This is a genomic window from Rhizobium sp. CBN3, from assembly GCF_030518245.1.
In the GTDB taxonomy this organism is placed as follows: domain Bacteria; phylum Pseudomonadota; class Alphaproteobacteria; order Rhizobiales; family Rhizobiaceae; genus Rhizobium; species Rhizobium aethiopicum_A.
Window position 1 is genome coordinate 91,534 of sequence record NZ_JAULSE010000015.1, and the last position, 13,553, is coordinate 105,086.

At 63.0% G+C, this 13,553-nt stretch carries 11 protein-coding genes; 10 read left to right on the forward strand and 1 reads right to left on the reverse strand.

Annotated features, from left to right (window positions below):
* Window positions 1–11 precede the first annotated feature (11 nt).
* From mraY to murB, 6 genes are read left to right on the forward strand one after another with little or no spacing between them, the layout of a single operon-like run.
* Window positions 12–1,112, forward strand: a complete 1,101-nt coding sequence (gene mraY / locus QWJ46_RS21730) for a phospho-N-acetylmuramoyl-pentapeptide-transferase (RefSeq protein ID WP_011426095.1) — start codon at window positions 12–14, stop codon at window positions 1,110–1,112.
* Window positions 1,113–1,119: 7 nt separating this feature from the next.
* Window positions 1,120–2,532 (forward strand): UDP-N-acetylmuramoyl-L-alanine--D-glutamate ligase, encoded by a 1,413-nt coding sequence (gene murD, locus QWJ46_RS21735; RefSeq protein WP_302753781.1) that lies wholly within the window; start codon window positions 1,120–1,122, stop codon window positions 2,530–2,532.
* 1 nt (window position 2,533) lies between these two features.
* A complete protein-coding gene (ftsW, locus tag QWJ46_RS21740) occupies window positions 2,534–3,688 on the forward strand; it encodes a putative lipid II flippase FtsW (protein ID WP_184459238.1) in 1,155 nt (384 codons plus the stop codon).
* Window positions 3,689–3,694: 6 nt separating this feature from the next.
* Window positions 3,695–4,819 (forward strand): undecaprenyldiphospho-muramoylpentapeptide beta-N-acetylglucosaminyltransferase, encoded by a 1,125-nt coding sequence (murG, locus tag QWJ46_RS21745; RefSeq protein ID WP_302753783.1) that lies wholly within the window; start codon window positions 3,695–3,697, stop codon window positions 4,817–4,819.
* The gene (gene murC / locus QWJ46_RS21750; RefSeq protein WP_302753785.1) at window positions 4,816–6,231 is read left to right on the forward strand and encodes a UDP-N-acetylmuramate--L-alanine ligase; all 1,416 of its coding nucleotides are present in this window, start codon (window positions 4,816–4,818) and stop codon (window positions 6,229–6,231) included. The genes murG and murC overlap by 4 nt, the downstream gene beginning before the upstream one ends.
* Window positions 6,228–7,202 (forward strand): UDP-N-acetylmuramate dehydrogenase, encoded by a 975-nt coding sequence (gene murB, locus QWJ46_RS21755; RefSeq protein WP_302753787.1) that lies wholly within the window; start codon window positions 6,228–6,230, stop codon window positions 7,200–7,202. The genes murC and murB overlap by 4 nt, the downstream gene beginning before the upstream one ends.
* 1 nt (window position 7,203) lies before the next feature.
* Here murB and QWJ46_RS21760 read toward each other — a convergent pair whose 3' ends face one another.
* A complete protein-coding gene (locus tag QWJ46_RS21760) occupies window positions 7,204–8,133 on the reverse strand; it encodes an SDR family oxidoreductase (RefSeq protein WP_302753788.1) in 930 nt (309 codons plus the stop codon).
* A gap of 447 nt (window positions 8,134–8,580) precedes the next feature.
* On the opposite strand from QWJ46_RS21760, the gene QWJ46_RS21765 reads away from it, so the two are divergent.
* From QWJ46_RS21765 to ftsZ, 4 genes are read left to right on the forward strand one after another with little or no spacing between them, the layout of a single operon-like run.
* Window positions 8,581–9,507: a D-alanine--D-alanine ligase gene (locus tag QWJ46_RS21765; RefSeq protein ID WP_302753789.1), complete on the forward strand. Its 927-nt coding sequence runs from the start codon at window positions 8,581–8,583 to the stop codon at window positions 9,505–9,507.
* Window positions 9,495–10,427, forward strand: coding sequence for a cell division protein FtsQ/DivIB (locus tag QWJ46_RS21770; RefSeq protein ID WP_088391679.1), 933 nt, complete (start codon window positions 9,495–9,497; stop codon window positions 10,425–10,427). Before QWJ46_RS21765 ends, QWJ46_RS21770 begins: the two co-directional genes overlap by 13 nt.
* Window positions 10,424–11,755: a cell division protein FtsA gene (gene ftsA, locus QWJ46_RS21775; protein WP_064803798.1), complete on the forward strand. Its 1,332-nt coding sequence runs from the start codon at window positions 10,424–10,426 to the stop codon at window positions 11,753–11,755. Before QWJ46_RS21770 ends, ftsA begins: the two co-directional genes overlap by 4 nt.
* A 56-nt stretch (window positions 11,756–11,811) precedes the next feature.
* On the forward strand, window positions 11,812–13,542 hold the full coding sequence (ftsZ, locus tag QWJ46_RS21780) for a cell division protein FtsZ (protein WP_302753794.1): 1,731 nt from the start codon (window positions 11,812–11,814) through the stop codon (window positions 13,540–13,542).
* Window positions 13,543–13,553: the final 11 nt, after the last annotated feature.

The window sequence follows — 13,553 nt, forward strand, 5'->3', positions numbered from 1 at the left end:
AGGGGCCTTGAATGCTGATCTGGCTTGTCGAACTGTCGGAATATTTCAAATTTCTGAACCTGTTCAGATATATCACGTTCCGCACGGGCGCCGCTCTCTTCACCTCCGCACTAATCGTCTTCCTTTTCGGGCCGACGATCATCAACTCGCTGCGCATCCGGCAGGGCAAGGGCCAACCGATCCGCGCGGACGGGCCGCAGACGCATTTCAAGAAGGCCGGCACGCCGACCATGGGCGGGCTGATGATCCTGGCCGGCATCGTCGGGGCGTCGCTGCTCTGGGCCGATCTTTCCAACGTCTATGTCGTCGCGACACTGCTGGTGACGCTGGGCTTCGGCGCAATCGGCTTCTATGACGATTATCTCAAGGTGACCAAGCAGAGCCACAAGGGCTTCTCCGGCAAGGCGCGCCTCGGCATCGAGTTCGTCATCGCCGGCATCGCGGTCTATTTCATGATGCGCACGGCCCTTGCCTCGGGGACTGCCGGTTCGACCTTCGGCTCCTCGATCGCTTTTCCCTTCTTCAAGGACTTCCTGATCAATCTCGGCATCATGTTCGTCGTCTTCGGCGGATTCGTCATCGTCGGCGCCGGCAATGCCGTCAATCTGACCGATGGCCTCGACGGGCTTGCCATCGTGCCGGTCATGATCGCCGCCGCCTCCTTCGGCGTCATCGCCTATCTCGCCGGCAATGTGGTGTTTGCGAACTATCTGCAGATCAATTTCGTGCCCGGCACCGGTGAGCTTGCCGTCGTGCTCGGCGCCGTCATCGGCGCCGGCCTCGGTTTCCTTTGGTTCAATGCGCCGCCGGCCGCCATCTTCATGGGCGATACCGGCTCGCTGGCGCTCGGCGGTACGATCGGCACCGTTGCCGTCGCCACCAAACATGAGATCGTCATGGCGATCATCGGCGGCCTCTTCGTCATGGAGACGCTGTCGGTCATCATCCAGGTCGGCTTCTTCAAGATGACCGGCCGGCGCGTCTTCCTGATGGCGCCGATCCATCATCATTTCGAGAAGAAGGGCTGGACCGAGAGCCAGGTGGTGATCCGCTTCTGGATCATCGCCGTCGGCCTGGCCCTGCTCGGCCTTTCGACGCTGAAACTCCGGTGAGGCGGCGATGATCCCGGTCACGACGCTCAAGGACAGGAAGGTCGCGCTCTTCGGGCTCGGCGGTTCCGGTTTTGCTACTGCCCGCGCGCTGATTGCGGGCGGCGCCGAGGTGACCGCCTGGGACGACAATCCCGACAGCGTCGCCAAGGCTTCTGCAGAAGGCATTCGGACGGAAGACCTGCACGGCATCGACTGGAGCCAGCATGCCCTGTTCGTCCTGTCGCCCGGCGTGCCGCTCACCCATCCAAAGCCGCACTGGACAGTCGACCTCGCGCGGGCGGCCGGCGTCGATATCGTCGGCGACGTCGAGCTCTTCGTGCGCGAGCGCCGCGCCCATGCGCCGGATTGCCCCTTCATCGCTATCACCGGCACCAACGGCAAGTCGACGACGACGGCGCTGATCGCCCACATACTGAAATCCGCAGGCTACGACACCCAGCTCGGCGGCAATATCGGCACGGCGGTGCTGACGCTCCATCCGCCGAAGGCGGGGCGTTATTACGTCGTCGAATGCTCTTCCTACCAGATCGATCTGGCGCCGACGCTGAACCCTTCCGCGGGCATCCTGCTCAATCTGACGCCCGATCATCTCGACCGTCACGGCACGATGCAGCACTACGCCGACGTCAAGGAACGGCTGGTTGCGGGCAGCGATGTCGCGATCGTCGGCATCGACGACAGCCATTCGGCGTTGATCGCCGACCGGGTCGAGCGGGCAGGTGTCAAGGTGGTTCGCATCTCGCGCCGGAGTGTGGTGGCTGACGGCATTTATGCCGAGGGCACCAGGCTCGTCCAGGCCGGCGGCGGCGCCATGCTGCCCTTTGACGATCTCGACGGCATCCAGACGCTGCGCGGCAGCCATAACGCGCAGAACGCGGCCGCGGCGGTCGCCGCCTGCCTTGCCGTCGGCGTTTCCGCCGACGACATTCGCACCGGCCTTGCCTCCTTTCCCGGGCTCAAGCACCGCATGCAGCCTGTGGGCAAACGCGGCCGCGTCGTCTTCGTCAACGATTCCAAGGCGACGAACGCCGATGCGGCAGCACCCGCGCTGTCGAGCTACGATCGCATCTACTGGATTGCCGGCGGCCTGGCGAAGGCGGGCGGCATCACGACTCTCGCGCCCTATTTCCCGCGCATCGCCAAGGCCTATCTGATCGGCGAGGCAGCGGCGGAGTTCGCCGCCACACTCGGCGAAGCCGTGCCCTACGAGATCTCCGGCACGCTGGAGCGCGCAGTCGCACATGCGGCGGCCGATGCGGAGCGCGACGAAGCTGCTGCTTCCGCCGTGATGTTATCCCCAGCTTGCGCAAGCTTCGACCAGTATAAGAACTTCGAAGTCAGAGGCGATGCCTTCGTCAGCCATGTGGCCGCCCTTGACGGAATGACAATGCTGATCGGTCCGGCAACAGGAGAGAAATGACATGGTAAGCCGCGCGGAACGTGGGCCGCTGGCCGATTGGTTCTGGACCATCGACCGCTTCTTCCTGGCGATGTTCATCTTCCTGATGGGCATCGGCTTCATGCTGTCGTTTGCGGCATCTCCGGCGGTTGCCGAGCGCATCGGGCTAGAGCCTTTTCACTTCGTCAAGCGTCATGCGGCCTTCATGATCCCGTCGATCGCCGTCATGCTCGGGCTATCGTTCCTGACGCCGCGCCAGGTGCGACGAACCGCGATCCTGCTCCTGATCATTTCGCTCGCCATGATGGTGCTGGTTCTCTTCGTCGGCCAGGAGGTCAAGGGCGGCAGGCGCTGGATCTGGATCGCCGGCCTCTCCATCCAGCCGTCGGAATTCATGAAACCTGCCTTCGTCGTCGTCTGCGCCTGGCTGTTTGCCGAGCATGCGCGTCAGCCTGAAATCCCCGGTAATCTCTTTGCCATCATCCTGTTCGGCATCGTTGCGGCGCTGCTCGTCGCCCAGCCCGACCTCGGCCAGACCATCCTGACGACGGCCGTCTGGGGTGGCATGTTCTTCATGGCCGGCATGCCGTGGATATGGATCATGCTGCTCGGCATCGGCGGCGCCGGCGGTCTGCTCAGCGCCTACTACGTCTTTCCGCACGTTGCGCTGCGCATAGACAAGTTCATGACCGGCGAGGGCGACACGTTCCAGATCGACACGGCGCGTGAGGCGATTATCCGCGGCAGCTGGTTTGGTCAGGGGCCGGGCGAAGGCATCGTCAAGCGTATCATCCCGGATGCGCATACCGACTTTATCTTCTCGGTCGCGGCCGAGGAATTCGGCATCGTCTTCTGCATGGCGCTCGTTGCGCTGTTTTCCGCGCTGGTGCTGCGCGGCCTGTCGCATGCCTATCGCGAGCGGAACGATTTCAACCGCTTCGCCGTCGCCGGCCTGGTGCTGCAGATGGGCATTCAGTCGATCATCAACATCGGCGTCAACCTCGAGCTGCTGCCGGCGAAAGGGATGACGCTGCCGCTGATTTCCTACGGCGGTTCTTCCATGGTGGCGATCTGCGTTACCGCCGGCTTCATCCTGGCGCTGACACGCCATCGCCCGGAAAAACGTGCGCAGGACCGGAGCCTCTTCCGCGTCCCGCACGGCATGCCGGCGGAGTAAGAGGTCATGAGCAAAGGCATCGTTCTGCTTGCCGCCGGGGGGACCGGCGGCCATGTGTTCCCGGCGGAGGCGCTGGCCTTCAAGCTGAAGGAGCGCGGCTATTCGGTGCATCTGGTGACCGACAGCCGGGCCGAGCGTTATGCCGGCAAATTCCCGGCCGAGCAGATCCATGTCGTGCCGTCGGCGACGATCGGCTCGAAGAACCCCGTTGCCGTCGCCCGCTCGCTGTGGACGCTGTGGAGCGGCATGCGAGCGGCCAAAAGGCTGATCCAGCGGCTGAAGCCGGTGATTGTCGTCGGCTTCGGCGGTTACCCCACCGTGCCGCCGCTGCTGGCTGCGACGCGGCTCGGCGTCGCCTCGATGCTGCATGAGCAGAATGCCGTCATGGGCCGCGCCAACAAGGCGCTGGCTCCGCGTGTCAAGGCGATCGCCGGCGGCTTTCTGCCGGAAAGCGGGGATGCTTTTTCCGACAAGACGGTTGCAACAGGCAATCCTGTGCGCCCGGCGATCCTTGCCGCCGCCGAGCAGCCTTACCTGCCCTCGCATTCCGGAGAGCCCTTCAATCTCGTCGTCTTCGGCGGCAGCCAGGGCGCGCAGTATTTTTCCAAGGCGATGCCGACGGCGATCAGCCTGCTCGACGACGGCCTGCGCGCGCGGCTCAGGGTGACGCAGCAGGTGCGCCCTGAGGATATGGAGATGGTCAGCGGCTGCGTCGCCAAGCTGGAGATGGGAGCCGATATCGCACCATTTTTCAACGACATGGCGGAGCGTCTTGCTCAAGCGCATCTGGTGATCTGCCGCTCCGGCGCTTCCACTGTTTCGGAAATCTCCGTCATCGGGCGCCCGGCCATTCTGGTGCCCTATCCGCATGCGCTCGACCACGATCAGGCGGCGAACGCCGCCGCACTGGCTGCGACCGGCGGGGCGAAGGTGATCCCTCAGTCGGAGCTTTCGCCTGAACGCATCACCTCTATACTGAGCCATGTGATGAACGATCCGGACAAGCTTTCGCACATGGCGGCGGCGGCCAAGCTCGCCGGGAAACCGGATGCGGCGAACTTGCTTGCCGACATGGTTGAGGCTATTGCCGCCGGCAAGACAGTCTCAGAATTCAAGAGGACACGCGCATGAAACTGCCGAAGGCGATCGGTCTCGTCCATTTCATCGGCATCGGCGGTATCGGCATGAGCGGTATCGCCGAGGTGCTGCACAATCTCGGTCACAAGGTGCAGGGATCGGATCAATCGGACAGCGCCAATGTGCAGCGACTGCGCGATAAAGGCATTGAGGTCTCCGTCGGCCATCGCGCCGAAAATCTCGGTGATGCCGAAGTCGTCGTCGTTTCGACGGCGATCAAGAAGAGCAACCCGGAACTCATCGCCGCGCGCGAAAAGCTGCTGCCGGTGGTGCGCCGCGCCGAAATGCTCGCCGAGCTGATGCGCTTCCGCAATGCGATCGCCATCGGCGGCACGCACGGCAAGACGACGACAACCTCGCTGGTCGCAACGCTGCTCGAAGCCGGCGGGCTCGATCCGACCGTCATCAACGGCGGCATCATCAACGCCTACGGCACCAACGCCCGCATGGGCGAGGGCGAGTGGATGGTAGTGGAGGCCGACGAATCCGACGGCACCTTCCTGAAGCTTCCGGCCGATGTCGCCGTCATCACCAATATCGACCCCGAGCATCTCGACCACTACGGCAGTTTCGACGCCGTGCGCGCCGCCTTCCGGCAGTTCGTCGAAAACGTGCCGTTCTACGGCTTCGGCGTCATGTGCCTCGATCATCCCGAGGTGCAGTCGCTGGTCGGCCGCATCGAGGACCGCAAGATTATCACTTATGGCGAGAACCCGCAGGCCGACGTGCGCTTCAAGAATGTGCGCATCGACGGCACGCGCTCGATTTTCGACGTTGAGATCCGCCGCCGCCGCACCGGCCAGAGGACCGAGCTCAAGGGGCTGGTCATGCCGATGCCCGGGCGCCACAATATTTCCAACGCCACGGCGGCGATCGCGGTCGCCAACCGGCTTGGCATATCGAGTGAAGATATCGCCAAGGGGCTTGCTTCCTTCGGCGGCGTCAAGCGTCGCTTCACGCTGACCGGCGAATGGAATGGGGTGCAGATCTTCGACGATTACGGCCACCATCCGGTCGAAATCAAGGCAGTGCTGAAGGCGGCCCGCGAGGCCTGCAAGGGGCGCATCATCGCCGTCCATCAGCCGCACCGTTACACGCGTCTCGCTAGCCTGTTCGAGGAATTCGCCGCCTGCTTCAACGACGCCGATAGCATCTTCCTTGCGCCCGTCTATGCGGCAGGCGAGGATGCGATCGAAGGTATCGATTCCATGTCGCTCGTCTCGCGCATCAAATCCGGCGGCCATCGCGACGCCCGCTTCCTCGCTTCGGCGGAGCTTCTGCCGCAAATGGTTGCGGAGGTTGCAAAGCCTGGTGATTTCGTGGTTCTGTTGGGGGCTGGGAGCATCACATCATGGGCAGCAGCACTGCCCAAGCAATTGGAAGGCCTATCGGGAAAGTCCGCATGAAACAGGTGAATGGGGAAAAGCTTCTCGCGTCTCTCGGAGACGGTGTAAAGGATATCCGCGGCCGTATCACGCCGGATGCCCCCATGGATCGCGTCACCTGGTTCAGGGCCGGCGGTCTGGCCGAATTGATGTTCCAGCCGCATGACGTCGACGATCTCATTGCGTTCCTGAAGATATTGCCGGAAGAGGTGCCGCTGACGGTGGTCGGCGTCGGCTCCAACATTCTGGTGCGCGACGGCGGCATTTCAGGCGTGGTGCTGCGCCTGTCGGCCAAGGGCTTCGGCTTCGTCGAGCTTGCCGGCGAAAACCGCATCCTCGCCGGCGCCATCTGCCCCGACAAGCATGTCGCGGCAATGGCGATGGACAATGGCATCGGCGGCTTCCATTTCTTCTACGGCATTCCGGGCGGTATCGGCGGCGCGGCGCGCATGAATGCCGGCGCGAACGGCGTGGAGACGCGTGAGCGGCTGATCGAGGTCAACGCCGTCGACCGCAAGGGCAACAAGCATGTGCTTTCCAATGCGGAGATGGGTTATTCCTACCGGCTTTCAAAGGCGCCGGCCGATCTGATCTTCACTTCGGTGCTGTTCGAGGGCTATCCGGAAGATCGCGCCCAGATCCGCGCCGAAATGGACGCTGTGCGCAATCACCGCGAGACGGTGCAGCCGGTTCGCGAAAAGACCGGCGGCTCGACCTTCAAGAACCCTCCGGGTCATTCGGCCTGGAAGCTGATCGACGAGGCAGGCTGCCGCGGCCTCGTGATCGGCGGCGCGCAGATGTCGTCGCTTCACTGCAACTTCATGATCAATATGGGGCAGGCGACCGGCTACGATCTCGAATATCTCGGCGAGCAGGTGCGCCGTGAGGTCTTCGAGAAAGACGGCATCAAGCTCGAATGGGAAATCAAGCGCCTCGGCGTCTTCATGCCCGGCCGCGAAGTGCGCCCGTTCCAGGGCGTAACGAGCGAATAAGCTATTCTACTGCCTGTTTGAGGCCTTCGCGCGGGGTGACGACGGGTGACCAGCCGAGAACGTCGCGCGCCCGGGATATGTCGACCTGCAGCGAACCACAAAGGCGCTGATAGACGGCCTCCTTCCCGAGTGCCTTTGCCGCCAGGTGCAGCAGTGCAGGCGGGAAGGGGACCAGCATCGGCTTGACGCCCAGCCCCGCGGCAATTCCCCTGATGAGATCAGGCGTCGAGAGGTCTTCACCATCTCCGGCAAGGAAGGTCTCGCCTGCGGCGGCGGGATGGGTCGCGCAGGTGATGATCAGGTCGACAAGATTTTGCACCGCGACCAATGTGCGGCGGTTCATCAGCGAAGCGAAGGGGAGCGGCAGTTTCTTGCGGACAAGATTCACGAGCAGCGCGAAGTTACCGCGTGCGCCGGGGCCATAGACCAGCGGCGGCCGGATGATGACGACTTCCATGCCGGTGCGCGCTGCGATTTCAAGCAGGCCGATTTCGCATTCCAGCTTCGAAATGCCGTAGGGATCAATCGGCTTCGGTCTGTCGTCGTGCCGGAACGGCCGGTCGTTCTCTTCTCCGTTGACCTTGATGGTGCTGACGAAGACGAATCGCTTCACGCCCGCCTTGGCGGCCTGTCCAGCGAGATTGAGCGCGGCGGCGGTGTTGACCCGGCGGAATTCCGCTAGCGGATCGGCCGCGCGGTCGTCCATAATGTGAACGCGGGCGGCGAGATGGATGATGACGTCGGCGCCTTCAAGCGCTGGCGTCCAATCGGTTCCGTCGGTTATTTCAATGGGAAAATGCATTACATCCGGCGGAAAGGCAGAGGTCTCGGATCTCGTGGTGGCCACGAGCTCGCAAGTCTTGTCTGCGTGCAGCCGTTTGACAAGCGGACTACCGACGAAGCCGGCGGCGCCGGTGACGAGGCATCGCATGATCTTCTCCCTGATTACCCATGCGCCTTCGCTAACCGGAAGTGGTATCGGCATCAATAGAAAAGCGGCGACGCCCGCGCGCCGATGCTCTCGGCATTAATCAATTCGAGCGCCGGCCGCCGCCTCACTGTTGCCGGTATCCGGCTGAGAGATGCACCCGATTCCCTTGGCTGATTCCATCGCGGGTGAGCGTGATTGGGTATCTCATTGAAGACATAGGCTTTTTCACTTCCGCGCAGGTTCATTCCCGGATGGCGAGGGATTGGTCGCACAATGAGCAAAAGTTAAAAGGCCGCGAAGTTCCGGGCCAGGAGTTAACGAAAGTAAACACTTCATTAACCATAATGATGCTCTAATGCATGTGAGGCCCGACAAAGGCGCGAAACGACGCAGACAGCTTCGCGCAAGCGTCGTTTTCAAAAATGGAAGTTATTTTTGGGGGTGTTGATGAGTCGCAAGCATGTTGCTGTCCTGATGGGCGGATTTTCCTCGGAAAGGCCTGTCAGCCTTTCCTCGGGAAAGGCTTGCGCAGAGGCCCTCGAAGCCGAAGGCTTCAAGGTAACGACGATCGATGTCGCCCGCGATGTTTCCGAAAAGCTTGCCGCATTGAGGCCCGATGTCGTCTTCAATGCGCTTCATGGGCCGTTCGGCGAGGACGGGACCATCCAGGGCATCCTGGAATATCTGGAGATCCCCTATACGCATTCAGGTGTGCTTGCCTCGGCGCTGGCAATGGATAAGGACAAGGCGAAGCGTGTCGCTGCCGCCGCCGGCATCCCGGTCGCCGAATCGCAGGCCATCAACCGTTTCGTCTTTCCTTCGACGCATCCGATGAAGCCGCCTTATGTGGTGAAGCCTGTGCGCGAGGGCTCGAGCTTCGGCGTCGTGATCGTCACCGAAGATCAGGCGCATCCGCCGCAGGTCGTCAGTTCGCCCGAATGGCGCTATGGCGAAGAGGTGCTGGTCGAACGCTATGTCTACGGCCGCGAGCTCACCTGCGGGGTCATGGGCGAGACTGCGCTCGGCGTCACCGAGGTGGTGCCGCAGGGACACAATTTTTATGATTACGATTCCAAGTATGCTGCGGGCGGATCAAAACACGTCATCCCGGCGAAAATTTCACCGAATATTTACCAAAAAATACAAACATTGGCTCTAAGGGCGCATCAGGCAATCGGTTGTCGCGGCGTCAGTCGGTCCGACTTTCGTTACGACGATCGTTTCTCCGAAGACGGCGAAATCATCTGGCTGGAGGTCAATACCCAGCCAGGCATGACTCCTACCTCGCTCGTGCCCGAAATGGCCGGTCATGCCGGCTATTCCTTTGGTGAGTTTCTCCGGTGGATGGTGGAGGACGCGTCTTGTTTGCGTTGACGGTCAAGAGGATAGGGCGCCCCAGCCATCATGCCGTGCTTCCGATCGTAGAAGCCGAAGAGCGGTTCGTCCTGCCGCGTCCGCTGCGCCGCGTCACTCGTTTCCTGATCAGCCTCGGTAGCGGCCGCATTTACATTCCGGCCCATACGGGGACGGTGTCGGCGCTTGCCTTCCTGGCTGCGACCGGCCTCTACGGCATGTCGCTCGGCGGTCATACCGAAGCCGTCGCACAGGCTACGACCACGGCCGCAGGTTTTGCGATCGAGGATGTGAAAGTCTCTGGCAATTCGGAAACCTCCGAAATCGAGATCCTGCAGCTGATCGGCCTGGACGGCACGACCTCACTGGTCGCGCTCGACGTCGATGCGGCCCGCCGGAAGATTGCGCACCTTCCCTGGGTCGAGAATGTCGAGGTTCGAAAGGTCTATCCGAGGACGATCGAAGTGAAGCTCAAGGAGCGTGAGGCCTATGCGATCTGGCAGCACGGGCAGGAGCTTTCGCTGATCGAGAAGAACGGCAGCGTCATTGCGCCGTTGCGCGACAACAAGTTTTCGTCGCTGCCGCTCGTCGTTGGCCGCGACGCCGAGACCGCGGCGGCTTCGCTCGGCGACGCTTTCTCGAAATGGCCCGACGTGAAGGCCCGCGTGAAGGCCTATGTCTGGATATCGGGCCGTCGTTGGGATCTGCACATGGATAACGGCGTCATCGTCAAGCTGCCGGAAGACGGCATCGATCAGGCGCTGGCGACGCTTTCGAAGTTCGACAAGGAGCATCAGCTCCTGGAGCGGGACATCGCCGCGGTCGATCTGCGATTGCCGGACAGGACCGCGATCCAGCTGACGCCGGAAGCGGCGGTCCGCCGGCAGGCGGCGGTAACGGAGCGTACGAAGGAATTGAAGAAGGCGGGGCAGAATATATGAGCTTGTTCGGTTCATCCCATTTCGGATTGCCGCGCCTGAAGCCGCTTTCGTCGAAGCGGTCGCATGTCGTTTCGGTGCTCGACATCGGCTCGACCAAGGTCGTCTGCATGATCGGTCGGCTGACGCCGCGCGAGGAAAGCCAGATCCTGCCGGGCCGCACGCACAATATCGAGATCATCGGCATCGGCCATCAGCGCTCCCGCGGCATCAAGACCGGCGTCATCGCCGATCTCGATGCGCTTGAAGGCGTCATTCGGCTGGCGGTCGACGCGGCGGAGCGCATGGCCGGGCTGACCGTCGAGAGCCTGATCGTCAATCTGACGGCCGGCCGCCTCGGCAGTGACATCTACACCGCGACGATCGATCTCGGCGGCCAGGAAGTCGAACTCAACGATTTGAAGAAGGTGCTGTCGGCGGCCTGCCAGCAGTCTCTGCGCCAGGACCGTTCGGTGCTGCATTCGCTGGCGACCGGCTTCTCGCTCGACGGCGAGCGCGGCATTCGCGACCCGCTAGCAATGTATGGCGATGCGCTCGGGGTGGACATGCATGTCGTGACCGCGGAGCGCTCGGCACTGAAGAACCTCGAGCTCAGCGTCAACCGCGCGCATCTGTCGGTCGAAGGCATTGTTGCGACCCCCTATGCATCCGGTCTTGCGGCTCTCGTCGACGATGAGGTCGAACTCGGCTGCGCGGCGATCGACATGGGCGGCGGCACGACGACGATTTCGGTCTTTGCCGAAGGCAAGCTCGTTCATACCGATGCCGTCGGTCTCGGCGGCCATCACGTCACCACCGACCTCGCGCGCGGCCTTTCGACCCGCATCGAGGATGCAGAGCGGCTGAAGGTCGTGCATGCCTCCGCACTCTTGAATTCCTCCGATGAGCGTGAGCTGATCTCGATCCCGCCGATCGGCGAGGACGATCGCGACCAGCCGTCTCAGGTGCCGCGGGCGCTGGTTTCGCGCATCGTATCGGCCCGAATCGAAGAGACGATGGAACTGATCCGCGACCGGATCCAGCGTTCCGGCTTCAGCCCGATCGTTGGAAAACGCGTCGTGCTGACGGGAGGCGCGAGCCAGCTGACCGGCCTTGCCGAGGTGGCGCGGCGCATTCTGGCCCGCAACGTCCGCATCGGCCGGCCGATGGGCGTCTCGGGACTGCCGACGGCGGCCAAGGGCCCGGCCTTTTCGACGGCCGTCGGCCTGATGATTTATCCGCAGGTCGCGGACATGGAGACACATGCGTCACAGAGCGGTCTGCTCATGTCGCTTGGGGGAAATAACAGCCGCATAGCCCGCATGGGCCAGTGGTTGAAGGAAAGCTTCTGAAATTTGCGTAATTGGCCGGCGTGGCGATGCGGCCAGAGAGAGAAGGAACAGGTACCATGACCATCAAGCTGCAAAAGCCTGACATCACCGAGCTGAAGCCGCGCATCACCGTGTTCGGCGTCGGCGGCGGCGGCGGCAACGCCGTCAATAACATGATCACCGCAGGCCTCCAGGGCGTCGACTTCGTCGTTGCCAACACGGATGCGCAGGCGCTGACGATGACGAAGGCCGAGCGCATCATCCAGCTCGGCGCCAACGTCACCGAAGGCCTCGGTGCCGGTTCGCAGCCGGAAGTCGGCCGTGCGGCCGCCGAAGAGTGCATCGACGAGATCATCGATCACCTGAACGGTACGCATATGTGCTTCGTCACCGCCGGCATGGGCGGCGGCACCGGCACCGGCGCTGCTCCTGTCGTCGCGCAGGCCGCCCGCAACAAGGGCATCCTGACGGTCGGCGTCGTCACCAAGCCGTTCCATTTCGAAGGCGGCCGCCGCATGCGTCTGGCCGAGATGGGCATCCAGGAACTGCAGAAGTCTGTCGACACGCTGATCGTCATTCCGAACCAGAACCTCTTCCGCATCGCCAACGACAAGACGACCTTCGCCGACGCTTTTGCCATGGCCGACCAGGTTCTCTATTCGGGCGTCGCCTGCATCACCGACCTGATGGTGAAGGAAGGCCTCATCAACCTCGACTTCGCCGACGTCCGCTCGGTGATGCGTGAGATGGGCCGCGCGATGATGGGCACCGGCGAAGCCTCCGGTTCCGGCCGTGCACTGCAGGCAGCCGAAGCGGCAATCGCCAACCCGCTGCTCGACGAAACCTCGATGAAGGGCGCTCAAGGGCTGCTGATCTCCATCACCGGCGGCCGCGACCTCACCCTCTTCGAAGTCGACGAAGCTGCGACCCGCATCCGCGAAGAAGTCGATCCAGACGCCAACATCATCCTCGGCGCCACCTTCGACGAATCGCTCGAAGGCATCATCCGCGTCTCGGTCGTCGCGACCGGTATCGACCGGGCGATCAGCGAAGCCGCCGAGCGCAACTTCCAGCCGGCCGCCAAGCCCGCTATCCGTCCCTCCGCGGCTGTTGCTCCGGCAGCGGCCGCAGTTCAGCCTGCCCCGGTGATGCAGGCACCGAAGGCCATCGATCCGATCGCGCAGACCATCCGCCAAGCCGAGATGGAACGTGAGCTCGAAATTCCGGCCCCGCGTGCTGCAGCCCCCGTCCAGCAGCCTGCTGCGCAGCAGGAAGTCTTCCGTCCGCAGAGCAAGATCTTCGCGCCTGCACAGGAAGCTCCGGCGATCCGCCCACAGGTGCAGCAGCAGGCTCCGGCGCCGGTAATGAGCCAGCCGGTGATGAGCCAGCCCGTCCAGCAGCAGCCTATCCAGCAGCAGCCGGTCCGACAGGAGCCGATTATCCGGCAGGCGGCTGAACCGGTGCGCATGCCGAAGGTCGAGGATTTCCCGCCGGTCGTCCAGGCTGAACTCGACCACCGCACGCAGCCGGCTTCCGCGCATCAGCAGGAAGAGCGCGGCCCGATGGGCCTGCTCAAGCGAATCACCAATTCGCTTGGCCGCCGCGACGATGACGCCGTTGCCGCCGACATGACCGCCGCGCCGCCGGCCGCGTCACAGCAGCGCCGTCCGTTGTCGCCGGAGGCAAGCCTCTATGCGCCGCGCCGCGGCAATCTCGATGATCAGGGTCGTGCGGTTCCGCAGGCTCGCATGATGCAGGAAGACGATCAGCTGGAAATTCCGGCATTCCTGCGCCGCCAGTCGAACTGAAATATCGGGGG